We start from the raw sequence: 24,385 nt of genomic DNA on the forward strand, positions 1-24,385 counted from the left end.
CTTCAGGCAAAGCCTGGGAAATAGTCGACTTTTATCTTCGAGCGGCGAACGCCCATGGCCAGCAGTTTCTGGCGCAGCGCCTTGACCATCGCCTGCGGGCCGGAAATATAGAAAGTCCGCTCGAGGTAGTCGGGGATAGCCAGGCGCACCAGGTGCTCATCTATATGTCCGGCATATTGGCCCCGCTCTGCGCTTCGAGCTACAGCATGCACCGTCTTGATGCCAAGCTCCTGCCTGGCGGCGCCAAGCACGTCGCGATAGGCGATGTCCTCTTGGCTCTCGGTTCCGTACAGAATCACGATCGGCCGTGCCTCCTTCCGGTCAAGGAGATACTGCAGCATCGAGCGGAACGGCGTGATGCCAATGCCTCCGGCCAGGAAGGCGATCTTGGTTTCACGCTTGGCGGGCAGCGTGAAGTTGCCGGCCAGTTGCGCGGCGTGGATCTTGCTGCCTGGCTTCATGGTCATCAATTCGCGCTTGAAGGCGCTTGATTGCGGATAGAACTTGACGCCGAGGCGGACCGTTTCCTCCGTGGGCGCTGATGCAACCGTGAAATAGCGGCGGTTGCCGCGATTGTCGGCACGATCGAGGCCAAGCGTCCATTCGAGATACTGGCCGGCCTCAAAGGCGAGCTTGCGGGGCGACCGGAAGATGAAATCAAAGCTGTCGACAGCCGATTGCTCGATGCGTTCCAGGGTCAGCACGAAGCGTCCCTTGGGGCCCGCCGCATAGGCAAAGAGGTTGCCGGCGAGTAGCGCCAGTTCCGGTGTGAAATAGAACGAGCCCATATGGATATTGGGAGCAAACAGTAAGCCGACGATGGCGGCAAAGACGATCCGCGACCAAGGCATCGTCGGTGCGGTCAGCGGTTCGGTCAGCATCACAAAGGCAAAGAACAGCAGAGGCGACGAACCCAGGGTCTCAGTAAGCGCGGTCCAGTACTGCGATGGGTCCGTGGCTGCCAGAATGGTCGCCAGCGCCACGATAACGAAGGTCGAGACTAGATCAAGCCGGCGTAGTTTCCGGACAATGAGCATGCCGCCGAAGAGCACGAGCGAAAGCAACGCCAGATTGCCGCCAACCCACCAGGTGGCTGGTTGGTCGAGCAGCAGCGCGGACAGCGCCACGCCCAACGCAGCCGGATTGAAAAGGTGCTTCCGGCCGATAGCGAGAATGAACTTGGATGATATCGCCCAGACGGACGCGAGTGCCACCGCCGCGATCCCCTTTGTGTCCGTGACGGCTACCGGATCAAGGATGAGCGCTACAATGAGAGCGGTGATGTAGACGGACTCGTTGTTAGCCGGTACCGCGAAGGTATGCGCAAAGACCTTGTTGGTGAGCCAACAGGCGGCCAGCGCCAAAGCCGTCGTGAAGGCGAGTGCAATCGGATCATGCGGTATGAGATTCAAGAAGCCGAGCACGAACGCCGCGCCGACCAGCGCCATCAGATAGTAGAGGACCAGCCTGTACATGGTCACGTGATCGAGAAATCGGTCGACTGTTTTGATCATGGCAGGCAAAAGGCCCCGAACCCGGTTGTCGGCGTGGCGCGGCCATTGGCGTCGACGACATACCCCTCCAGGCCTGGCGTCTGCTCGATGAAGATAATGCCGTCCCGGCCCATGGCGAAGGCAGCGGTGGCGAAACGATCGGCTTCGAGCACATCGGCGCCGATGACGGTCAGGCTGACGATGTCCTGGATCGGGCTGCCAATTCCATGCGGGTTGTAGATGTGTTGACCGCGGACATAGGTGCCCGAGGTCGCGACACCGCGACCGCGGGGATAGACGACCTTTACGACCTCGTCCTCTTTGAAGGGATTGCGGATGCCGACACTCCAGTCATGGCCCGAAACATTCTTGCCGCAGGACTGGACATCGCCTCCCGCCTCGATGAAGAAATCGCTGATGCCGGCCCGTTGAACAATCCCGGCCGCATTGCGGATTGCCCAGCCCTTGACAATGCCGGAAGGATCGAGCGAACCGTCGGGCTTGCGAATATCAAAGTATCCGGCGGTTTCGCTTCTCGTCCGTTCGGCAATGGCCAGCACTTCCATCATCTCGCCACTCCAGTCGACGACTGGAACGTCGCCGCGGTTTATGGCCGTGATCTCGCTGTCGGACCGGTATGTGCTGAAGCGCTGGTCGATGTGCTCGAAATAGCCGAAGACGGTGTCGATCAGCTCACCGTTCGACGCGCCGCCGATGTCGACCGTAACGGGCATGCCCATCAAAATTCGCGTTTCTCGCATGGGACTAGGAAGACGCTTTCTTCAGCGCGCCGCGCAGCGACTGGATAAAGGCCCTGCTGGTCAGTGTCGCGCCCGAAATAATGTCGACATTGGCGCTTTGGGCGCTGATCGCTTCGTCGCGCAGCATGGGCAGCGCCTGCCTGTTAATGCTGATGGAGGTGCGGCGATCGGAGGGATATTTCAGCACTTTCAGCGCCGTAAGCTGCCCACCCTGTACGAGGGCCTGAATCTGAATGATGCCGTAATAAGCATCGGCGGGCGGGCCGGTGTAGACGCCGTCGGCATAACCCTGTGCGGCCAGTTGCATACCCGCTGGGACAACACGTGCGGGCGCGTCCGGATATGCCGGCCTCGGCTGTGGGACAGGTATGTAGACGGCCGGAGTTATGGCGAATGACGATGCTAATGACGAGGGATCGGTGACAGCCGGAGCCGCTGCCTGCTTAGGTGGCGTTGGCGACTGATGTGGTGCCATCGGAACCGTTATCTGCTTGGCTGGATCATTTTGCCGTTCGGTGGAAACTGCTATGCCCGCCGTCGTTTCCCGGGCAATCGGGAACCTTGTTCGGAACCGCAGGTCGATCGGCACCGGCAGGGGCCGAAGCATCGGCAAAGTCGCTGCGGATGCCGGCTCTTTTGGTTGCTCGGCAGGTGCTTCGACTGCGTTGGGCGGCAGCGCGTCGCCAAGCATATCGTTTGCCGGATCCTTGCCGGCCTGCTCCCATGCATAAGCGCCCGAGGCGGCGATCACGAAAAGTGACAAGGCGATCTGTTTCATCGGAATTGTGTTCCACGTTGAATCTGGCAAGGCGATCCGTCTGGTTCGCTTCGGGTGCAATATCCCACGACTAAGCTGACAACTGGCTGTCAGCCGAGTTCAAGCTGGGAGGGGCGCGCTTGAAAGCTCAAGGGGAGAGGGCAAATTGACTTGTCCTAGATCAAGATTCTCGCATAAGCAGCGAGGTAGGAAGGTCCACTTAAGCGAGGTAAGCTGCCTATGACTGTTGCCAACGAGCCGGCCGGATACACCAAAACCCAGATACTGCTGCATTGGGCAATCGCGGTGCTGATCGTCCTGCAGCTTGTAATTGGCGAGGACATCAAGCCGGCTTACCGGGCGCTCTCGCGCGGCACCGAGCCGGCAGCTGCCGACATCTTCAACGCGAATATTCATGTCTATGTCGGTTTGACCGTTCTGGCGCTGGCGATCTGGCGGGTTGCGGTCCGTCTATTGCGCGGCGTGCCGGCTGCACCATTCGAAGAAGGCGCGGCGTTGAAGCGGATCGCCGCTGCCGCCCATTTCCTGCTTTACCTGTTTATTTTCGGGATGCCGATTACTGGGGCACTGGCATGGTACTTCAGCTTTCGTGCGATGGGTGAGATACACGAGCTTGCCAAGCCGGTGATCATCGTCGTCGTCGGGCTCCATGCGGCGGCCGCATTGTGGCAGCACTTCTATGTGAAGTCGGATGTGCTTGTCAGGATGCTGCGGCCGCAGCGCACGTCATGAGCCGTCTGCATGCAGAGAACCATCTCGTATCGCGCGTCGGCTGGTTGCGCGCTGCCGTTCTCGGCGCCAATGACGGCATCGTCTCGACGGCCAGCCTGATCGTTGGTGTGGCGGCAGCCAATGCCGCTGCCTCCAACGTTCTGGTGACCGGCGTAGCGGGACTGGTCGCCGGCGCGATGTCGATGGCGGCCGGCGAATATGTCTCGGTCAGTTCACAGTCCGATACCGAGCGAGCCGACCTTGCGCGTGAGAGAGGGGAACTGGCGACACAGCGAGACTTCGAGCGACAGGAACTTGCGAACATCTATGTCAGGCGGGGCGTGGAGCCAAAGCAGGCCTTGCAGGTCGCCGACCAATTGATGGCTAAGGACGCGCTCGGCGCCCACGCACGCGACGAACTCGGTATTTCGGAGATGACGACGGCAAGACCGATTCAGGCCGCGCTGACCTCAGCGGCTGCATTTTCGGTTGGCGCGGCCATGCCATTGGCGATGGTGCTTGTTTCGCCGGCCGCCTGGCTTGCCGCAACCGTATCCGTTGCCTCGCTCCTCTTCCTGGCCGTGCTGGGCGCCATCGGTGCGAAAACTGGCGGCGCCAATGCGTTGAGGGCAACGGTTCGAGTCACATTCTGGGGCGCGCTGGCGATGGCGCTGACGGCCGGCATTGGCGCCGTCGTCGGTACTGCCATCTGATTCATTCGCCTGACGAATCGTTCTTCCGAATTGCCACAGGCAAAAGGCGCAAGAAACAACTTGGCGACCCACGTTGAATGGGACTAGTGGGGTTCGCTAGATCGTCCGTAGAGCGGTGACGGTACTTTTCGAGACAGCTTGGGCACGCTGTCGAACGCCGTAAAGTGCAAAAATCGCCCGATTGGTCCCGATAGTTGGTGAAACCTCAAAATATTTTTTGCGGCGTTTCGAGCGGCAAGCAAAGAAAAAATCCAGGTAGATCAATAATCTAGCTGGGTCAGAAACAATCGAATGGGAGTGAGGGTACAAACGGCGGCAATAGCGTAATTTCGGCGGCGAATTTCGCCGTCACGCAATGTCGTTGCAGTCCGTACCTTACTCCGCACAGCTGGCGTTCTCCGGTTCTGCCTCGCTGGTTCGATCTGCGCCCAGTTTCGGGATGATGTAAAGTCGCTTAAGAGGGTGGGAGTGCTCTCGCGTAGAACGGCGTGCATAAAGGTGGGTCCGCTTTGCGCCGCAATGGCGTCTTTGAATCTTACGATGATCCTGAACCCCGCCGTTCGTTCATTGGTGCTGCGGCTCAGGCGGACGGCCGTGTCCGATTCCACGATCATCAACATGCTAGCAACACGTACGCGGGACGAGGCCGTCCAATGCTACGGTAACTTACCTGCCTGATTCTTGATCGTTACCTCGCTCCAGCGCTCAATCTTAGTGAGGAGGAACTAGCGTGACCTCGGTGGCTCATCGATGTCAGCGCACTTTGGCCGCCGCGGTCAACCTCCACCGCCTTGCAATGACGCCAAGCGCAAGAGACTCATCGGGAGTCAGCTTGGTTCCCGCCGACGCACAAGGGTTGATCAAGCTTTGAGGGCATAAGACATGCTGGGACGCACGAACATTCAGCTCAAAATGCGCGCTCTGATTGTCGATGACGAGCTGGCGAAACCAGGCAGCTCACGCGGGCGTGCCGTAGCAGAACTGGTGGAGGAGTTTCGCCACCAGAACGTAGGGGTCGCTGAAGCAACCTCATACGAGGACGGCCTGGCGATCGTGAACTCGGATGCCGGCCTGCACTGTTACTTCGTGGATTGGACGCTGGGAATGAACGACGAGGGCAGTCACGCTGCAGCGATCGAGGTGCTGCGCGCCATCCGGGCGCGCAACTCTCGAGCACCAGTGTTTCTCATGGCCGACCGTGATACCAGGGGTTCGATGACAGTCGAGGCGATGCAGCTCGCCGATGAGTTCGTTTGGATGCTGGAGGACACGGCGACATTCGTTGCCGGCCGGGCGCTCGCAGCAATCCGGCGGTATCTGGCACAACTTCTGCCGCCGTTTACTGATGCACTTTTGCGTTACAGCCAGTCTGACGAGCACTCCTGGTCGGCGCCCGGCCATCAGGGCGGAATTGCCTTTGCCAAGTCGCCGATAGGGAGGGTATTCTTCGATTTCTTTGGTGAGAACCTATTCAGAACCGATAGCGGGATAGAAAGGGGCAATCTCGGCTCACTTCTCGATCACAGCGGACCGGTGAAGCAGAGTGAGGCCTTCATCGCCCGCGTCTTCGGTGCAGATCTATCCTACTCTGTGCTCAATGGCACGTCGGGATCCAATCGGACCATCTTCATGGCCTGCGTGGGCGAGAATCAGTTCGCGCTTTGCGACCGAAACTGCCACAAATCGATCGAGCAGGGGCTGGTGCTTTCCGGCGGCATACCGATCTACATGACCCCGACGCGCAACCGGTACGGGATCATTGGGCCGCTACGGCGCAACAGCTTCAAGCCTGAGGCAATCGCCGCTGCTGTCGCCTCCCACCCGTTGCGCGCGCAGGCAAAGGGCGACAAGCCTGTCTACGCGGTCGTCACGAACTGTACCTACGACGGCATGTGTCTCAATGCCGAGGCAGCCGAGGCCGAGCTGGGCAAAACCATTGACAGGTTGCACTTTGATGAAGCGTGGTATGGCTATGCCCGCTTCAATGCCATGTACGCCGGTCGCCATGCGATGCGGGGCGACCCTAAGACCCGTGCCAAGGATGGTCCCACACTTTTCGCTACGCACTCGACGCACAAACTGCTGGCGGCGCTGTCTCAGGCGTCCTTCATCCACATACGCAACGGGCGTAATCCCGTTGAACACAGCCGCTTCAACGAATCCTTTGTAATCCAGGCGACGACGTCACCGCTTTATTCGCTGTTCGCGTCGAACGAAGTCGGCGCTGCAATGATGGACGGTGAAAGTGGCCGGACGCTTACCCAGGAGGTCATCAGAGAGGCAGTGGATTTCCGCATGGCGCTGGCAAAGGTGCATCGCCACTTTGCGGGCAGGGACGAGTGGTTCTTCCATCCCTGGAACGCCCCGCAAGCTCGCGACGCGAAGACCGGTGCAATGGTCGACTTCGCCGATGCCGACCGCGACCAGCTGGCCAACGACCCGGAGGCCTGGGTCCTTGAACCTGGCGCAGCGTGGCACGGATTCGCCGACCTTGAGGAGAACTGGTGTATGCTTGATCCCATCAAGGCAGGCATCGTTACGCCGGGCATGGGTGACGACGGCAAACTGCTGGAGCGGGGCATTCCGGCCCCCGTGGTGTCTGCCTATCTCGGCCGCAATGCCACGATACCCTCACGCACGACTGACTTCATGGTGCTGTGCCTCTTCACCATGGGCATAACGAAGGGCAAGTGGGGCACACTGATCAGCACGCTGCTGGACTTCAAGACCGACTACGACGCGAACGCGCCGCTTTCACAGGTACTGCCGGCAATCGTCGCAGTCGCGCCGGATCGCTACCGCGACATGGGCCTCCGCGATCTTGCTGACGAGATGTTCGAGGCGATGCGGGCGATGCGCGTAGATGCGCTTCAGGCCGCCGCCTTTGGAAACCTGCCCGAGATCGTGACGACGCCGCGTGCCGCATTCCAGCAGCTGCAGAGTGGAAATGCCGAGCTGCTCAAGTTGGACAAGACTGCGGGCCGCGTCACCGCGGTCGGGATCATGCCGTACCCGCCCGGCATACCCATCGTGATGCCCGGTGAGCGCATGGGCCCGGTTGACGGCCCTTGGCTCTCGTTCATCCGTGCCCTTCAGGAATGGGGCGAGCGCTTCCCCGGCTTCGAAAAGGAGGTCGAGGGCGCCGTACACAAGCAAGGCGGTTACCACATCTGGTGCTTGAATGAGGCACAGAACCCGCTTTGATCGTAGTCCGGGCAAATAGATGACTCGCGCCATTGCAGCCGAGCTTCGCCGGCGATCAGTTGCTGGTGTCAGAAAGTGGCCGGTCCGCACGAGCTATGACCTGAGCTAGATTGTCGGGGATTGTTGTCCGTGTCTCACTGCCTCAAGGCCAGAAGCGTTAGCGCGCCTCGGCGTCAATGATCGGTTCGCAGAGTTCGTTGCTTCGGCGTTCGCTAGCGCGATACCTGGCGGGCATACCACCTTCCTTCGAGACCCATCCGAAGAAGAATCCGGGCCAGTTGAAATCATAGCACTTCCGCTGTTCTGCGCGCGTCGCCGCGTCGCCGCGTCGCCCATCAGCCCAAACTGGCGATAAATTGTTTCGCTCGACAGCCCTGTGTCCACGGAAACCACCAACACAGGCAATAGCGGGCCGCCCCGTTTGTGCAGCCGGCCAGCCATTACGGCGAGGACTGGTCCCCAGCCGTTTGCCAGGTCGCCAAACTTGGCGCTCAGCTCTCCATAAGTTACCTTGCGTCCCACACGCGCCGCAGCTGCGATGTAGAGGGCGACGTCCAATCGAAATCTATCTGACATTTGGTTTGTCACAGCTCTATGAAGATCGGGAGCAGTTAGCCTGAATGACCAGCTAGATGGGAACCCTGTGGCACAGCCCGTTGGGTCGCGACGCCAAAATCTTGCTGCTTGGTGCCACTGCGCAGATCGTCATGTGCGAATAGTCCATTCGACTTGCCTGGGCGCCGCCTGACGTCGTGTCCCCGCCAATTTCTTCATGCTTTGATTAATCGGCTCGGAGGACAGCGGCGCAAAGTTGGATCCCTTTGCGCCGCCGCCTCCTCGACGCAGGTGTCCTGTCGTCAGTCGCAGGAACAGGATCGCGAAAACACGTCCCAGTTTCCGCCAGCCGTTCAGCGCCTGCGGTTGGATCTTTTTCCTGCGTACCGTTCGCATCGATGATTCGTCCGAATTGATCTTGCAACGCTGCGACAAGTATTTGCGCTTAGCTGCCAAGCTTCATAATGTGAGGGTCGAGCGGGTCCGAGAGGTGTGCGCCAGTGGTCGAACAGAGTGCRGCGGTCGTTCGAACACTGGCAGCCATACCGACTGCGGCAGGTCTGGCCGCGCGCTTGGCCTCTGCTGAGCTTGAGCGACACAACATCGATCCCGCGCGGTTGCTGACGCGCGCTGGCCTGTCTGCCTACGCGGCGCGTTCTAATGGCACCCGCCCCGCCGGGTTCGTCGGTGGAGGGGGTTGGGGGTGGCTTATGGGGCCCCTGGCAGGCGCGCGATTCGCATCGCCTTCATAGGGTTCAAAGCGAGGCTGGCCGTCTTGCTAGCAGCCTGGCTGCCGAGCCCCTGGGGAAGAAACCAACGCGAATTTGCGGTGTTGCCGTTCGTACCTGCACCCTGCGAACTCGCTAAGGCGGCCTCGGCCGGTGTCCTCCCTCCCGCAGGCGGGGACGCGCTTGATGGGCCCCGCAGCGGTGGGAAGTCAGCGCGGTGAGGAGCTACAGGCCCCCAAATGGAGGGACTAGATCACCAGGAAATCCGCGTTGGTGAGCGCAAGGTTTGCAGCCAGCGTGGCGAAATGGGTCGAGCCGCCAGCGGCACTGCCGTTGCTGTCATAATAGAGCCAGCCGGTGTCGGTCTCGTAGATGATGTGGTCGTTGCCGTCACCCGCAAGGCCAGTTGTGTTCTTGACGAACTGGTCGGCCGTCAGCGTGCCGTTGCCGCCAAGCGCTGCAAAGATGGCGTTATCGACCCGGATAGTGTCGTCGACCACCGAGAAGTCTGTGATGCGGTCGACATTGCTCAAGGCGTTGAGCGCCGTGGTGAAGAGGAAGCTGTCGTTGCCGGTGCTGCCGGACAGCGTGTCGTTGCCGAGCAGGCCGTTGATGACGTTGTTGCCGGAATTGCCGGTGATGACATTGGCGATGGAATTGCCGGTGCCGTTGATAGAAGCCGCGCTGCGCAGCGCCAGGTTCTCCAGTTCCTGACCGGAGAGGTTGAAGGAAACGTAGGCCTGCACGTTATCAGTGCCCTGGCCATTGGCCTCGATCACGTGATCGCCGGCATTGTCGACATAGTAAGTGTCGTTGCCCCGGGCGCCGCTCATCGTGTCGGCACCGCCGAGCCCGTTGATGATGTTGTTGCCAGTGTTGCCGGTGATGATGTTGGCAATCGAGTTGCCGGTGCCGTTGATGTTGGCAGATCCGAGCAGCGTCAGGTTTTCGACCGAGCCCAATACGTGCGCAGTGTCGGAGAGGCTGAAGCTGATCGACGACTGCACTGTGTCAATACCGGTCGAGCCGGCGAGGCCCTCGTTGACGATGTCGGAGGCATTATCGACGATATAGACATCGTTGCCTGCGCCACCGACCATCGTGTCGGCGCCCGTGCCGCCGTTGAGGTAGTCGTTGCCTGCCATCCCGCTGAGATAGTCGTTGCCGGCGCTGCCGTAGACAGCGTCGTTCCCGTCGTAGCCGTAAATTGTGTCGTTCCCGCCAAACCCGTCGAGCCTGTCCGCGTAGATGCTACCCAAGATAGTGTCGGCTCCGGCCAGCGCAGTCACGACGACTGCTGCGTCGTCCGCCCTCGAGTAGGTGGCGGCAGCATCAAGGATTGCGCTAAACGGAATACTGATGCCGGATATCGTGATTGGCTCATAGCCGTAGGCGTCATCGACGTGGTAGCTGGTAACGATGCCACCGCCGTTCGGCTGTACATATATATTATAGTAGTTGTCGTAATAATAATTGTAGGTGAACCCGTATCCTGTAAAATGATCTGCCAAACCATTACTGTAATTCAACTTGAAATCTGTTGAGCTGTACACATAATTGGTGAAACCGTTAATCGAACTAAAGTCAAAGTCGGACCACATGTCCAAAGGGATGTCGGCGTTGATGAGCGCCATGATGATGTGTTCTCCTGTATAGAGCGATGGATGGTTATTATTGCAACGTACAGATAAGGATTGAGCTCGGGTGGCGCCTGTCGCCGCACGCCAAAGACTTGTGTTTGGCTGTCACGAGCGCTTATGCCACGCGCGTACCACACATTCCGGCCCAGCCAGCCGGACTCCACTATTCCTTGAACGCCCTGTGCAGCTGGTCCGATAGCGGCTTCATTGCATAGGACCAGACGTCGCGCTCGCCGGTCTGGATGTGGACTTCCGCTGGCATCCCCGGCTGCAGCCGTCTGGCATCCTGCAAGCAGGCCTGCAGGTCGTCGACGGTCGTGCGTGCGACGAAATAGGAAGTTTGCCGCTGCGGGTCCTTGATCAGGTCAGCCGACACCCTCTGCACGGTGCCCTCGCATTCGGGCGTCGTGGCAGCGTCGAAGGCAGAGAAGCGGATCGACACAGACTGGCCGGGGCGAACGTCGTCGACGCTGGAGGGGGCGATCATGGCGTCGACCACGAGCCGGTCCTGCTCGGGCACGATCAGCATGATTGTCTCGCCCGGAGCGATGACCCCGCCGATAGTGTGGACGGCAAGCTCCTGCACATACCCTGACTGGGGTGCACGGATTTCGGTGCGGGCAAGCTGGTCCTGCGCGACCACCTTGCGCTCGACAAGCTCGACCTCTTTGCCGTCGAGCTCGCGCAGCTCCTCGTTGACGTCCTTGCGCATCTCCTCGTCGACCTGGAGGGCCTGCAGCTTTGTCTCGCTGATCTTGCCTTCTGTCTCGGCGATGGCGGCCATAAGGCGGCCAGATTCGCCCTTGAGCCGCGACAGCTCGAGCTGGAGTGTGCTTACCCGCTCGAGCGAGACGAGCTTTTGCTCATAGAGCGTCTGAAGGCTGTTGTAGTCCCTTTCGACGAGCGCTGCCGATTTGTCCGTCGCCTCCCGCTGGGCGGTCAGGCCTTCAATTTGCTTCGCCAACTGTTCCGAACGAACCTCGAGCTGGGCCTTCAGCCCTGTCGAAGCCTTGGTCCGGCTTTGGAACAACGCCTTCTCGCCGGCAACCAAGGCGTCGACATCCGCCTCTCCGGCGCGTCTGGCAAGGCTGTTGGGCAGCTTGATCTCGGGCAAGCCCAGCCGCTCCGCTTGCAGACGCGCCTGGCGGGCGAGCGTGCGGTCATATTGTTGTGCGATGATCTGTAGGTTGGCACGGGCAGTTGTATCGTCGAGCCGCACAATAACATCGCCCGCCGAGACGCGGTCGCCTTCGCGAACCAGGATCGCACCAACGACGCCACCAGTCTGGTGCTGGACTTTTTTGGCGCTGCTTTCGACGACAACGGTGCCCGACGAGATGACGGCCCCTGCGAGTGATGTCTTCGCCGCCCACGCGCCGACACCGCCGACGAGCAGGATCGATACCGCCAGGCCGAACAGGATGTTGGCCCTGATGCCTTCGCCGGAATGCGTATTCTTTTCTGAAACGGACATTGAAATCACCGAGGTCACTTTCGATCGTGTAAGGGGACGACAGTCGAGGTCTGCCGCAAAGCTGAATGAGCCGCTGGTTGTTGCGTATGGGCCACCGGACGGGTGATGCCGGCAAGCACTTCTTCCTTCGGGCCGAAGGCTTGCGAGGTCCCGCCTGCCATCACCAGCACCTGGTCGAGATTGGCCAGCGCCGATGGGCGGTGGGCGACGACGATGACAATGCCGCCACGCTGGCGCACGCTCTGAATGGCGGTAGCGAGCGCGACATCGCCGTCGGCATCGAGATTGGAGTTAGGCTCGTCGAGCACTACCAGAAAAGGTTCTCCGTAGAGTGCCCGCGCCAACCCGACGAGTTGCCGCTGCCCGGCCGAGAGCGCGCTGCCGCCTTCGCCGATGCGCGTCTGGAACCCATCCGCCAGCCTGAGAATCATTCGGTCGATTCCAGCCGTCCGCGCCGCTGCCAGGATGTCCTTGGGATCGGCATCCTTGTCGAAGCGGCAGATGTTTTCTGCGACCGTTCCGTCGAACAATTCGATAGCCTGTGGCAGATAGCCGATATCCCGCCCAAGGGCCTCGGGATCCCACTGTTCGAGCGCTGCATTGTCTAGCCGGACCGTCCCGCGCAGCGACGGCCACGCACCGACAATGGAGCGCACCAGGGTCGACTTGCCGGATGCGCTCGGCCCGACAACGCCCAACCCCGTCCCCGCTTGCAGCGTGAAGCTGACGTTCTGGATAAGAGCATTCTGCTGGCCTGGCGCAGTAACTGTCAGGCCTTCGACGGACAGCGTGTGCTGCGGTCGCGGGAGCGCCATCGGCTGACGCTGCTCGAAAAAGGCGTTCAACGTTCTGGATAGCTGGTCGTAGCTTCTTCGCGCAGAGATAAAGCCCTTCCAGTTTGCGAGCGCGACATCGACTGGCGCAAGCGATCGGCCCAGCATGATAGAGGAAGCGATAATGACGCCCGAAGACGCCTCGCCTGCCATAACGAGGTAGGCGCCGAGGCCGAGCATGAGCGATTGGAGCATCATGCGGAACGTGCGTGAAAGCGCGCCGGTCGCACCGATGACGTCGAAAACCCGCCGCTGATCCTGCAGGAAGCGCAGGTTCTGCTCACTCCAGAGTCTGCCGAAGCGGTTGGAGAGGCCCATAGCGCGGATGACTTCGGCATTGCGGCGGCCCGCGTCGGAGCAGGAAGTGCGGGCAACTATCGATTCGGATGCACGCCTTGACGGCGCGCGCGCGAGCCCTTCGGCGACGAGGGTCAGTAGTACGATGACCACTGCTCCAAGCGTCGCTAGGAGCCCGAGTGATGGATGCAGCATGTAGATGATGACGAGGTAGAATGGAATCCACGGCAGGTCGAAGAAGGCGGTCGGACCGCTTCCGGAGACGAAGCTCCTGATCTGGTCGAGGTCACGGATCGGCTGGATGCGCGATCCCTCTTGTCCTGCCCTCAGCGGCAGCTGCAGCGAGGCTGCGAATGCCTTGCCATGCAGCTTCTGGTCGAGTGCGTTGCCAATCCGAACGAGCAGGCGCAAGCGGACGAAATCGAGCAGGCCGTAGACCGCGTACAGAAAGACCGCGATGATGGTGATGCCGACAAGCGTAGGTACACTGTGCGACGGCATCACGCGATCGTAGACCTGCAGCATGTAGAGCGAGCCGGTCAGGCCGAGGATATTCACTATGCCCGAGAAAACGGCCACCGCCGTCAGCGCCCCGGCACACTGCCAGAACGCAGACTTCAGTTCATTGCCCCGAGTCGCTGCGGCGAACGTCTGCAATGCCATAGTATATCCTCGATCCTTCTTCCTGCACCAACCCGAAGCGACGGCGTCGAGCCATGTGTGACTGGACTCAATCCGGTGGGTCTGGCGTTCTTCGCTTAGGTGGATGCCTTGTGCACTGACGCAAGGACAGTGGYGGCTGGGCGCAAGTCGTTGGCGGTGCCGATCAACTACATTGGCTGCAACGGCGGCAGCCGCCGCTCAGGATCTGCTAGGACGATGACAAGCCACGCCGGTACTGGGACGGAGTCTTGCCGGTCCAGCGCCGCGCGGCATGACTGAAGGCGCTTGGCTGATGGAAGCCCAGCAGCCATGCGATCTGGGAGATTTGCAGGCCCGGCTCCTCCAGGTGGCGAATGGCGAGATCACGCCGGAGATCATCCAGAATGGCCCCGAAGCTAAGCCCTTCTGCCGCGAGGCGGCGTGCGAACGTCCTCTCGCTTAGCCCGAGGCTGCCGGCCACCTTCTTCGCGCTCGCCTCGGCGTGGGGCAGGAGCGGCGCGATGGTGTTCTCAACTATCGTGCGGAACGGGCCCACGTTGGTGGGGCGGGCGGCCATCGCCTGCTCGCAATTCTCGACCATCAGCCGGTTAAGGAATGGATCGGCGGCCACCAGCGTCCGGTCCAGCAGCGCAGGGTCGAGTATCAACTCGTCCGAGTCGACGCCAAAGTTGACGTCGCAGCCCAGGAGGTTCCGCGCACGGCGCAGATCGCCCGAGCGCTGGTGGACGAAGTTCGCGACGAGCGGAGAAATCCTGTGGCCGACGAGTTGCCGGCAGAGCCGGACGAGCGTCAGTGCGAAGGACTCCATCTGGTGCCGGTCGAGGTGCCGCGGCACGCCTGCATAGGAAAGCGCGAGCCGGAAGGTCGAGCCCTTGTGCATCCGCAAGATCAACGCATGATTCGCCGCCTGGGCGTACCGTTCGAGGCGGCGTAGAGCATCGCCGAGGCAATGCGACGAGGCGGCGACGTAGTAGAGCATGCCGAGTTCGCGCAGATCGAATTGCTCGGCCAGGTTCAGGCCGAGGAAGTCGTCGCCGAGGGTGCGCGAAGCCTGCTCGAGGAATTCGATCTGCGACCTGACATCGATCCGACCGTCGTGATCGGGGGCGACCGCTGACAGTCCGGCGCGGGCGAGCAAAGGGGCCGGATCGATGCCGCGGCGTCGGAGTTCGGCTACGGCGAGGCGCGTGGCCAGGCCGGCCGTAGTCGGCGCCGCTGCGAGTTGTCGGAAAACAGGCTCATTCTGGTCGGCCACGGTCGTCCGGTATCACGACGCGATTAACGCTTTATGAGCCTTTGGCGGCTCAGCGCAAAACTTTGTACCGTGCCGCAAGACGGGTGTGCCCATATCTCAGCCCATGACACCGCCTATGCCGTACTCCATCGGGTTGTTTATCGAGCGGGCAGCAGTTGGCACGACCGCAAGATCGCAGACCGGTATGAAGAGCAAGCATTGCTGGCCATCTGTTCTTATTCTGCGACCAGCCGAGGCGACCGCCGGGCCAAGGCCGACTACCTATTGCCCGTTGAGGCACGGGCGAACTCGACCTGGAAGAGCACATGCAGGCCATCCTGCAATCCATCATGCAGGGCTGATCRGCGCCGGTCGACGCTGAAGCGAACTTCCGCTTCTGGCCCCCAAACCGGATCTGCTTCTGCCGCGACGTGAACGGCAGCTGTGCCCCTCATCTCGGCCGTAGAACCCAGTCCTGCCAACCACTGAAAGCAGACACTAGCGGCAACCACGCTGGAGGTCGCAGTTGCCCAGCACCGGAGGTCTATTTTGCTAATTTTCGACCTTTCTGCACGCTCCTGTTGGGGTCGCATCTCCGCCTTTCGGACAATGGATGCCCACATCGCCGGGCTCGGTCTTGCCAATGCTCGCCAATAGCGGCAGTCTCAGCCTCGACTGGCTGGTCATCGAGTGCATGGCAGTTACCTTGGATGCTCGCGAAATCCTAGACAGACTGATCGCGACCCATCGAGGCTGCATAGAAGCATGGGACACATCGAGGATGAGGCGGCTGGTCAATATGTGGATCGCCGCCGCCGTCATTCTTTTGACCTCAATTGGCGAGACTGCCGCTCAGATCCGATCCTGCAGCAGGTTCGTGTTGCCGCTCGCCATGAGACTGCGCGCCAACCTTCTAATTGCCTGCGCGAGCTTAGCCATATCGATAGCTGGCTGTTTGCCGGTGTCGGCTGCCACGCGGAATATCGTTCTGCTTTTTGACGAACGGGTCGAACTGCCTGGTCTATCGGTGTTGAGCGCGGAACTAGTCCATACACTGCAGTCCAACTCCACCGAGCCAATCGAGGTCTATCGCGAGTCGATGGATTTGTCCCGATTTGGCTCAGATTCTTACAACACGCTGCTGCGGGACTTCCTCCGTGCAAAATATGCCGAGAAGAAGATCGACGTAGCAGTTGCCGTCATGGCCCCTGCGCTTAATTTCCTTTTGAACTACGGTGATCAGATATTTCCGAACACACCAATTGTGTTCTGCGGGCTTGATCGAGGACAACTTGGCACGCGTGCGCTCCCACGCAACGTGTTCGGCGTTCTTGTAAAGAGGCAGTTTGCGCCGACACTTGAGGTTGCACTTCGTCTCCAGCCCGCGACCGAAGGCGTTGTTGTCGTTTCCGGCACGACGGACTTCGACAAGAGCCTTCTCGCGGCGGCGCAGAAGGAGTTCCGTCCGTATGAAAACCGGGTTTCGTTTACTTACCTGTCCGAACTCCCCCTGGAACAGCTTCTCGCGAGGCTTTCGCATTTGCCGCACGGAGACATCGTCCTCTTCGTCTCGATGTTTCGAGACGGCAGCGGCCATCCCGTCGTTCCACATGAGGTCGTTGAACGTGTTTCCAACGCGGCAAGCGTGCCCGTCTATGCCTTTGTCGATCAATACCTCGGTCGCGGTATCGTAGGGGGAAGCCTGTATAGTTTCACCGCGCATGGCGCTGAGACAGCCAAGATGGTTCTGCGGCTGCTGACAGGCGCGGTGCCTCAGCAAAACTTTTCCGAAGTCTCCAGCAGTAAGCTAATGTTCGACTGGCAGCAGATGCGACGCTGGGGTATCAGCGAGGCCCGTCTCCCTCCAGAGAGCCAAATCTACTTCCAAGAGCTAACCGAATTGGAACGGTATCCCTGGCAAATTGCCCTTGTGACTGCGGTTGTTCTGATACAGGCCGGGCTTATTGCAGTCCTGCTGCGTGAGCATCGTCGGCGTCAAGTGGCCGAAGTCCAGTCCCGGCAGCGCATGGCAGAGCTTGCTCATGTCGGCCGCGTCTCGACCGCCGGCGAGCTGACCGCCTCCATTGCCCACGAAATAAACCAGCCGCTCGGCGCTATTCTGATGAGCGCCGAATCCGCGGAATTCATCCTGAAATCGCCGAGCCCCGACATCCCTGAACTCGGCGACATCGTGAGCGATATCTTGCAGAATAACCGGCGCGCTACCGACGTCATCCAGAGGATGCGCAGCCTCCTGAAAAAGGCACCCTTCGAACTGAAAAGCCTCGACCTCAACGACCTCGCACGGGAAACCGTCGAATTTCTTTCGGCGCTAGCAATCGGCCGAAAAGTCGAACTCCTCAGCGTGATCACACCGTATGCGCTTCCGATCCTCGGCGACCGCATTCAACTTCAACAAGTCGTTGTGAATCTTGTCGTGAACGGGATCGACGCGATGAACGAGACGCCGAGCGAAAATCACACCATCAGCATCCGGACTTCGCGCGTTGAACAGTTTGCCGAGTTGTGCGTGTCTGATCGCGGACCGGGCATTCCCGAAGACAAATTGGAAGAGGTCTTCGAACCATTTTTCACCACCAAGGCGGAAGGCATGGGCATGGGGCTGTCCATCACGCGCACTATTATCGAGGCGCACAATGGACTGATATGTGCGAAAAATCAGGATCACGGCGGTGCGTCGTTCCGGATCAGACTTCCTCTTGTCCGATAGTTGGTGATGCCTCGCGCGTCCAATTCGAGTTCGCAATGCATCAAAGCGGACATCTGCCGACGGCCATGAATTTATGGTGGTTCTGGTGCGTTAGAGGTTTGCCCGCGCATTAACGCCGTGCCGGGTCAATAGCCGTTTCTAAGGGCGAATAAGGGCAACCGTGCTGGTTGGTTCAATCCTCTGCGGTGGTGCTACCTCGACCGAGGCAGTTAGGGTTCCGTCGGGGTGAACCTCCCAGACGAGCTTGGCATCCTCATCTTCCATGACCGGGTCAACCGAAAGGCATTGTGCGTAGACCTGTTCGAATTGCCCAGTAAAGGCTCCGAGCGAGTCTGGAAGTTGCTGATCGCAATCCTCCTTCGTTTCGAAGATGGAAACCGGGGCGGGCAGTTCATGGCATTGGGAAAGACCATCCGAACAACCGACGATCAGAAGCAAGGCGGCGATGTCTTCAACGGGCGGGGAGACGTCCTCGTCCGCCAAAGGTGCAGTCACGTGATCCGCCAGCGGGAGAGTCATCAGCACCAGCACAGCCAAGGCAAGAACTTGGCTCGATAAGCGGCGTCGCTTCGGCAAGACAGCGATCTTCATGGCTGATTTCCCTCCACCTGACGTAGGGGCAGCAGCCATCATCCTCCGAATTTCGTATAGCCGATATTGGCCCTACGGCCATTGCACGTGCGGACAGAAGTTTCCGACGCGGCATCGTCCTATCTCAATAGTGCATGGCGTCGATGAKCTACAAGGCGACGGGAAACATCCGCGCCATCCAGATACTGCTCGKACATTCCAAGATTGAGAACACGGTCCGATATCTGGGGGTCGACGTGGAGGACGCGCTGCTCTTGGCAGAGCGGACCGAAATCTGACGTTGAGCGGTCATCCGGCGCGACGCGGATGACCGCTTCGACGGGTTATCAATCTCAACGGCCCCGACCACCATGGGGTGGAAAGCGGTCAGTCCGGTGGCGAGGTGCTAGTGACCGCTTCGTGTCACATACAGACCTGTAGAAAGTGACCAAGAAAATTCCTGTCATTCGGGCAGACCCGCATCCTTGAGCCAAGCCATAATTCGCTGCAGGCGCTCGGGATCGCGATAGAACTGTGCGGCGGCAACACCAGAGCGAGTCATCTCCGGATGCTTGCCAAGCAGGACGGTGATGTGACCGCGGGCGGCGTCGAGCCGGCCAGTGGCGGCAGCGGTGATTGCCGATAAGATGTAGGCAAAAGGCTCGTGTGRCTCGCGCGCCAGGTAGAGCGCAGCATCGGACCGCGCTTGCTCCAGATCGCCCTGCCAGAGATCGGCCCAGGCGAGGTAGTAGATAGCCCAGTTGATGGCGTATGGGCTGAGTCGCCGCGAGGTTTTCAGGGTTGCTATGGCTCCCTGAAAATCGCCGCTATAGACCTGTGTCATGCCGAATGCGGCCGCGCAGTAGGCGTCGCTCGGCGCCAGTTCGCCCGCGCGGCGGTGGAATTCAAGGGCTTCATCGTGGCGCCGCTCCATCAGCGCAGCATTTCCCTTGTAGTGCAGAACTGCGCCGGTTTCGCCTACAAGGTCCTCYGCACGCTGAAGAGCCGCCTTTGCTAGCCCAAGAGAGATCGCCGGATCGGGGGTGAAGCCAAGCCGCGCATCCAACCAATGGGTGTGCGCCAGCATAACGAAGGCGAGCGCATAGTTTGCATCGTGATGTACGGCTCGTTCGTAGAAGAATCGTGCTTGGATATTGTCGAGCTTTGTGAACTTCAGTATTGCGGTCTGGCCCTGCAGGAAGGCTTCCCACGCCTCCAAGTTGCGGGTCCCTTCGGCCGCGATCCGYGCTGTGTCGCCTTCGGTCAAGTTAACCTGGAGTGCAACGGTGACGGCTTTGGTGATTTCGTCTTGAAGTTCGAAAAAGTCGGTGAGCTCCCGGTCATAGCGCTCGGCCCAAACATGCCCACCCGACGCGCCATCGATCAGCTGAGCCGTTACGCGAATTCTGTTCCCTGCGCGCCTCACACTCCCCTCAAGGATAAAGCGTACCCCCAGATCGCGCGCCACATCCTGAACCCGCACAGTTCGGCCCTTGAACATGAGGGTCGAGTTCCGAGCAATGACCAGCAGATCGCGCAGTCGCGACAGTTGGGTGATGAGGTCCGCGACGATTCCATCGGCGAAGTAGTCCTGCTCAGGATCGCCCGACAGGTTGGCAAACGGCAGCACGGCGATCGAAGGCTTCTCAGGTGTCGAAGTSGTCGTCGCCGTAACCGTTACTGCCGGYGTGTTTGTGACCCSATAGATGCGGACCGGTTCGGCGATGTTCTTGAGAACCCGAGCACCAAGATCGTCAAACGAAAGCGCGAGCTTACCTCGAACTTGCCGGTAAGCGTCTTCTGAAATCCAAACGCCGCCGGGATCGGCAAGGGCTTCCAACCGCGCCGCAATATTCACGCCGTCCCCGTAGAGATCATCGCCGTCGACTACGACGTCGCCCAGGTTGACTCCAATGCGCAGCACGATCTGGAGACCGTCCGACTGGTCAGCATTTCCGGCAGCCATGCGTTCTTGCAGCCGTGCGGCGCACTCGACTGCGTCCACAGCGCTGGCAAACTCAATGAGAGCACCATCACCTACCAGCTTGATGATCCGGCCACCGTGATTGGCGACCGTCGGTTCGAGAACGGTTTTCCGTCGATCCTTCAGTATCGCTAGCGTGCCGGCTTCGTCCTGCTGCACCAGGACGCCGAAATCCCGACCGACGAGTTGAAGCTGGCCGGCATGCTCGCGGAGCCATCGGGCAGCGAAGACTTCCAGTTCCTCGATGTTCGACGGAAAATAGTCCATCGCCCAAGTTGGGAGATGGACGCGCGCGGTATCGATGATCTCGCCATCTTCTTGAGGAGTGTCACGACGTTCTCCGAACCGCCAGTCAATTGCGACACGCCGCTAAAGATCGCAGCGGCTATCAGGAGCACGAAAATCAATGCCACCAAGGTCAGCGCAAGGCTTTTGGTCAGGCTGCTGGAGACCCCGATTCGATGGAGCATCGGTGCGGCGAAATGAACGAGGTTGAACACGAGAAGGCCCGAAAGCAGTGCCGGAAGCAGGCCGAGCTCGAGAACGGCGACGAGCGCAAGAAGCGCGAGCAGGCACGACGCGAGATAGAACGCTGGGAAGGTCAGCACTTTTCACCTGCAGAGGCAGCCAAGTCCTCTTCGGTTTCAATTAATTGGATACCCGGTGATGCGCAAGCGAACAAGCGCGCGCCCAATACGTGTGTGAAGCTAGGCAGGTCGATAGCCGCTCGCAAAAGTGATGATATGGAGCCTCGGCTCGCGTTGGCGGTCTTTACTATGGCTATCAAAAGAATCGCAGCCGATAGCGTGACGATCTCGCATGATATATAAAGATTGTCTAATGTGCGTGTTGTTCGCCGGGGGGCAAATTCGGGCATGTCCAGTTCTACAAGCCGAAAGGTGCTGTCGAGGAGCGTGGTCGAAATGGGCCTATTCTCCGCAGTGATGAACACCCTCGTGTTAATTCTGCCTCTCTATATGCTGCAGGTATATGATCGAGTTTTGCCCGCCGCCAACCTGGATACTCTCACCTACCTAACCTTGCTTGCGCTTTCGTCGCTTTTGCTTTTCGGAGTGCTCGAAGTCGTTCGGGGCGTGTATGCAAGCCGACTCGCCGCGCGACTGGATGTGTCTTTGGGCACATCGTCTTTTCTCGCGGCAATGGGTGGCCCCCGCGCTGGACTCGGCGATGTCCAGGCGTTGCGGGACTTAGCCACCCTGCGAGGTTTCATCGCTTCACGAACGATTTTCTTTCTCTTCGACCTCCCTTTCGGGCCAATCTTCGTGGGCCTGCTTTATTTCATCCACCCGTTGCTCTTCCTTGTAACGGTCGTTGGAGCGGTTCTCATGGTTTCCATCGCCGTGCTGAACCAGGTCGCGAGTTCGCGGCCTGGCAAGGAGGCGGCGGAGAGTCTCGGCGCGGCAATGAATTCGGCGCAGGCCTTTGCGCGAAACTTCGAAACGGTCCGCGCACTCGGCATGGTGTCCAATGCGATAGAGTTCTGGGGCAGTCGTTTTGCCGGCTCCCTGCACGCCTCCGATGGGCTCGCTCGCACCAACGCATTTTACGGCGGTGTTTCCCGCACCACACGATCGGTACTGCAAATCGCGATATTGGGCGTCGGTGCTTATCTGGTCCTCCACAACGAGATAACCGCCGGTATGATTTTTGCGTCGTCGATGATTTCGGCGCGCGCATTGCAGCCGCTTGATCAGATCATTGGAAGTTGGCGGCAGGTCATCGACGCCAATCTTGCATGGAAGCGACTTTCAGCTGTCCAATCGAGGCCCAGACCAAAGGAAAATGTTACCTTGCCAACGCCTGAAGGGGCGTTGAGCGCAGACCAAATAGTCTACTACCTTCCGGGTTCTGCCGACAGCTCGCTGCCGCTGATAAAGCGCTTGACCTTTGAGGTCGCCGCTGGCGAAACAGTCGCGATCGTTGGCCCAAGCCAGGCTGGAAAATCGACGCTGGCGCGCCTCATAGTCGGCGCCATTGAGCCGCGTTCCGGGGTAGTCCGCATCGATGGCGGCGATATTCGAAATTGGGATCCGGAGGAACTCGGCCGTCATATTGGCTACCTTCCGCAGGATGTGGAACTCTTCCCCGGAACCATCGGCCAGAACATTGCTCGTTTTGAGCCGGATGCGCTTGATGAGAAATTAATCCAAGCAGCCCAACGGGCCCAAGTGCATGAGCTCATCCTGGGTCAAAGGGATGGATATTCGACGGTGATCGGCCCGACCGGCGTTCGACTCTCGGGCGGCGAGCGTCAGCGCATTGGACTTGCGCGCGCGTTTTACGGCGATCCCAAGGTACTGGTTCTCGACGAGCCCAATGCAAATCTTGATTCCGACGGCGAAGCCGCACTCGAGCGGGCGATCCTCCAGGCGCGTGCACGAAAAACGACCGTGCTCGTCATAACCCATCGGCCTTCGCTCGCAGCCAAATGCGATCGCATCCTCATGCTGCGCAATGGCCAGGTTGAGATCTACGGATTGACCAAGGACGTGCTCGACCGACTTGCCGAGCGACGGGGCCAAGCAGCGACGGCCGCGGCCACTCAGTCGCATGACAACGAAGGAGTGGTGCCTTTCCCGTCACCTGCTCGCGTGGAGGTAAAGGTCGCGAATGACGGTTCCTAGCCAACCCATTCAGAGGGACGCCAAGACGTATCGCTGGCAACGCAACGTCGACACCAGCACAGATCGGATCACGCTGATGGGATATGGAAGCGTGGCGGTTTTCTTGCTCGGCTTCGGATTCTGGGCAGCTATGGCACCAATTGCTGGAGCGACGATCGCGCCAGGTGTGGTCGCAGCAGCTGGGCAGAATGTGATGATCCAGCACCTCGAGGGAGGCGTGGTCAGCAGCATCAAGGTTCGGGAGGGCGACAGGGTACTAAGAGGCCAGGCCCTGATCGTCCTCGATCCGACGGTGGCGCAGTCCCAGCTCAACCGCGTTCTCAAGCAGTGGGTGGCACAAAAAGCTGAAATTTCTCGGCTCGAAGCGGAGCGGGACGGCCTTCAGAAAATTGTCTTGTCCAGTGACCTCGGAGCCTATTCAGGCGCCTCCGAATACAGCGGTGTCTTCGGAGAGCAAAACAAGGAATTTCAGGCACGGCTAGCGCGTTATGGCGCGGAACAGGGGATTCTGAAGCAAAGGGTGGCAGCTCTTCAGGACGCCGTTGTCGGGTTAAAAGCTCAGAAGGAAGCAGCGGAAAATCAGCTTGCGATCGTCAACGAGGAGACGGAAAGAAAAAAAGACCTGCTGAATAAAGGACTCACAAATCGTTCCGAGTACACCGATCTTCTGCGCAGCACTGCCGAACTGGTCGGCCAGGCAGGATCTCTGGAAGCGCAGATTGCCAGCTCGGCGACCCAGACCGTAGAGGCGCGTCAGCAGATTGAACGGCTTACAACCAGCCGGGTCGAGGATGCTGTAACGGAGCTGAACAAAGCACGGGCCCAGGTCGCGGACCTCGAGGAACAAATCAACGCTGCTCGGTCAGTCCTGGAGCGGACGACCATCCGGGCGCCGGTGGACGGCATTATCGTCCGATCGCTTTACAATGCCGAAGGCAGCGTCATCCGAGCGGGGGAGGTGGTGATGGAGCTTCTGCCGACCACGAACGAGCTCATCATCGAGGCCAAGATAAAGCCCGAAGACATCGACTCAATCCGGGTGGGGCAGGACGCGAACATGATGTTCACGGCGCTCAATGCGCGCACGACGCCAAAAGTGCCCGGAAAGGTGTTCTACATTTCGGCGGATCGGCTGATCACACCCAGCACGGGACTGCCTTACTTTACCGTCCGGCTGAAAATGGCCGACAAGCTGCCACCGCAGGTCAAGCCCGAGCAGATCTATCCGGGCATGCCGGTCGAGACATTCATCTCAACGGGCGAACGAACGTTTCTGGCTTATCTGACCAAACCCTTGGTGGATTCGTTCCAACGCGCCTTCCGGGAGAGATAACCGCCCCGCCTCCTGGATATCGGAGTTCAGATGTGAAG

17 protein-coding genes and 1 pseudogene are annotated in these 24,385 nt (G+C 59.8%); 8 read left to right on the top strand and 10 right to left on the bottom strand.

What is annotated here, in order from left to right; genetic code table 11:
• Window positions 1-2 precede the first annotated feature (2 nt).
• From AC1DZP_RS19365 to AC1DZP_RS19375, 3 genes are read right to left on the bottom strand one after another with little or no spacing between them, the layout of a single operon-like run.
• Window positions 3-1,514 carry an RnfABCDGE type electron transport complex subunit D gene (locus AC1DZP_RS19365; protein WP_477304606.1) on the bottom strand — a complete coding sequence of 504 codons (1,512 nt, stop codon included), beginning with the start codon at window positions 1,512-1,514 and terminating at the stop codon, window positions 3-5.
• Window positions 1,511-2,233, bottom strand: a complete 723-nt coding sequence (locus AC1DZP_RS19370; RefSeq protein WP_477304608.1) for an FAD:protein FMN transferase — start codon at window positions 2,231-2,233, stop codon at window positions 1,511-1,513. The genes AC1DZP_RS19365 and AC1DZP_RS19370 overlap by 4 nt, the downstream gene beginning before the upstream one ends.
• Before the next feature lie 25 nt (window positions 2,234-2,258).
• Window positions 2,259-3,032: an FMN-binding protein gene (locus AC1DZP_RS19375; RefSeq protein ID WP_477304610.1), complete on the bottom strand. Its 774-nt coding sequence runs from the start codon at window positions 3,030-3,032 to the stop codon at window positions 2,259-2,261.
• A 285-nt stretch (window positions 3,033-3,317) separates the two neighbouring features.
• On the opposite strand from AC1DZP_RS19375, the gene AC1DZP_RS19380 reads away from it, so the two are divergent.
• The 3 genes from AC1DZP_RS19380 (at window position 3,318) to AC1DZP_RS19390 (ending at window position 7,660) form a co-directional block, all read left to right on the top strand.
• Window positions 3,318-3,764, top strand: coding sequence for a cytochrome b (locus AC1DZP_RS19380; RefSeq protein WP_477304612.1), 447 nt, complete (start codon window positions 3,318-3,320; stop codon window positions 3,762-3,764).
• On the top strand, window positions 3,761-4,456 hold the full coding sequence (locus AC1DZP_RS19385; RefSeq protein WP_477304614.1) for a VIT1/CCC1 transporter family protein: 696 nt from the start codon (window positions 3,761-3,763) through the stop codon (window positions 4,454-4,456). The genes AC1DZP_RS19380 and AC1DZP_RS19385 overlap by 4 nt, the downstream gene beginning before the upstream one ends.
• Window positions 4,457-5,338: 882 nt before the next feature.
• Window positions 5,339-7,660: an Orn/Lys/Arg family decarboxylase gene (locus tag AC1DZP_RS19390; protein ID WP_477304616.1), complete on the top strand. Its 2,322-nt coding sequence runs from the start codon at window positions 5,339-5,341 to the stop codon at window positions 7,658-7,660.
• A 705-nt stretch (window positions 7,661-8,365) separates the two neighbouring features.
• Here the strand turns inward: AC1DZP_RS19390 and AC1DZP_RS19395 are convergent.
• The 5 genes from AC1DZP_RS19395 to AC1DZP_RS19415 all read right to left on the bottom strand — a co-directional run bounded on the left by AC1DZP_RS19395 (window position 8,366) and on the right by AC1DZP_RS19415 (window position 15,105).
• Window positions 8,366-8,611, bottom strand: a complete 246-nt coding sequence (locus AC1DZP_RS19395) for a hypothetical protein (protein ID WP_477304618.1) — start codon at window positions 8,609-8,611, stop codon at window positions 8,366-8,368.
• Window positions 8,612-9,191: 580 nt separating this feature from the next.
• Complete coding sequence (locus tag AC1DZP_RS19400; protein ID WP_477304620.1) at window positions 9,192-10,472, bottom strand: calcium-binding protein; 1,281 nt, start codon at window positions 10,470-10,472, stop codon at window positions 9,192-9,194.
• Window positions 10,473-10,746: 274 nt separating this feature from the next.
• The gene (locus AC1DZP_RS19405) at window positions 10,747-12,057 is read right to left on the bottom strand and encodes an HlyD family type I secretion periplasmic adaptor subunit (protein WP_477304622.1); all 1,311 of its coding nucleotides are present in this window, start codon (window positions 12,055-12,057) and stop codon (window positions 10,747-10,749) included.
• A 14-nt stretch (window positions 12,058-12,071) separates the two neighbouring features.
• The gene (locus tag AC1DZP_RS19410) at window positions 12,072-13,850 is read right to left on the bottom strand and encodes a type I secretion system permease/ATPase (RefSeq protein ID WP_477304624.1); all 1,779 of its coding nucleotides are present in this window, start codon (window positions 13,848-13,850) and stop codon (window positions 12,072-12,074) included.
• A 208-nt stretch (window positions 13,851-14,058) separates the two neighbouring features.
• Window positions 14,059-15,105 carry an AraC family transcriptional regulator gene (locus AC1DZP_RS19415; protein WP_477304626.1) on the bottom strand — a complete coding sequence of 349 codons (1,047 nt, stop codon included), beginning with the start codon at window positions 15,103-15,105 and terminating at the stop codon, window positions 14,059-14,061.
• Between the two features lie 592 nt (window positions 15,106-15,697).
• On the opposite strand from AC1DZP_RS19415, the gene AC1DZP_RS19420 reads away from it, so the two are divergent.
• Window positions 15,698-17,815 (top strand): sensor histidine kinase, encoded by a 2,118-nt coding sequence (locus tag AC1DZP_RS19420; protein ID WP_477304628.1) that lies wholly within the window; start codon window positions 15,698-15,700, stop codon window positions 17,813-17,815.
• A gap of 138 nt (window positions 17,816-17,953) precedes the next feature.
• On the opposite strand, the gene AC1DZP_RS19425 is transcribed toward AC1DZP_RS19420, so the two are convergent.
• Window positions 17,954-18,406, bottom strand: a complete 453-nt coding sequence (locus tag AC1DZP_RS19425) for a hypothetical protein (protein WP_477228632.1) — start codon at window positions 18,404-18,406, stop codon at window positions 17,954-17,956.
• Window positions 18,407-18,543: 137 nt separating this feature from the next.
• Here AC1DZP_RS19425 and AC1DZP_RS19430 point away from each other — a divergent pair.
• Window positions 18,544-18,684, top strand: a pseudogene (locus AC1DZP_RS19430) (integrase); the annotation flags it as partial.
• Between the two features lie 164 nt (window positions 18,685-18,848).
• On the opposite strand, the gene AC1DZP_RS19435 reads toward AC1DZP_RS19430, so the two are convergent.
• Window positions 18,849-20,636: an adenylate/guanylate cyclase domain-containing protein gene (locus AC1DZP_RS19435; protein ID WP_477304630.1), complete on the bottom strand. Its 1,788-nt coding sequence runs from the start codon at window positions 20,634-20,636 to the stop codon at window positions 18,849-18,851.
• An 89-nt stretch (window positions 20,637-20,725) separates the two neighbouring features.
• Here AC1DZP_RS19435 and AC1DZP_RS19440 point away from each other — a divergent pair, with 89 nt between their 5' ends.
• From AC1DZP_RS19440 to AC1DZP_RS19450, 3 genes are read left to right on the top strand one after another with little or no spacing between them, the layout of a single operon-like run.
• Window positions 20,726-21,199 carry a hypothetical protein gene (locus tag AC1DZP_RS19440; protein WP_477304632.1) on the top strand — a complete coding sequence of 158 codons (474 nt, stop codon included), beginning with the start codon at window positions 20,726-20,728 and terminating at the stop codon, window positions 21,197-21,199.
• 45 nt (window positions 21,200-21,244) lie between these two features.
• The gene (locus AC1DZP_RS19445; RefSeq protein ID WP_477304634.1) at window positions 21,245-23,014 is read left to right on the top strand and encodes a type I secretion system permease/ATPase; all 1,770 of its coding nucleotides are present in this window, start codon (window positions 21,245-21,247) and stop codon (window positions 23,012-23,014) included.
• A complete protein-coding gene (locus tag AC1DZP_RS19450; RefSeq protein WP_477304636.1) occupies window positions 23,001-24,347 on the top strand; it encodes an HlyD family type I secretion periplasmic adaptor subunit in 1,347 nt (448 codons plus the stop codon). The genes AC1DZP_RS19445 and AC1DZP_RS19450 overlap by 14 nt, the downstream gene beginning before the upstream one ends.
• The last annotated feature ends 38 nt before the right edge of the window (window positions 24,348-24,385 follow it).

Source organism: Mesorhizobium sp. P2_F8 (assembly GCF_056403655.1).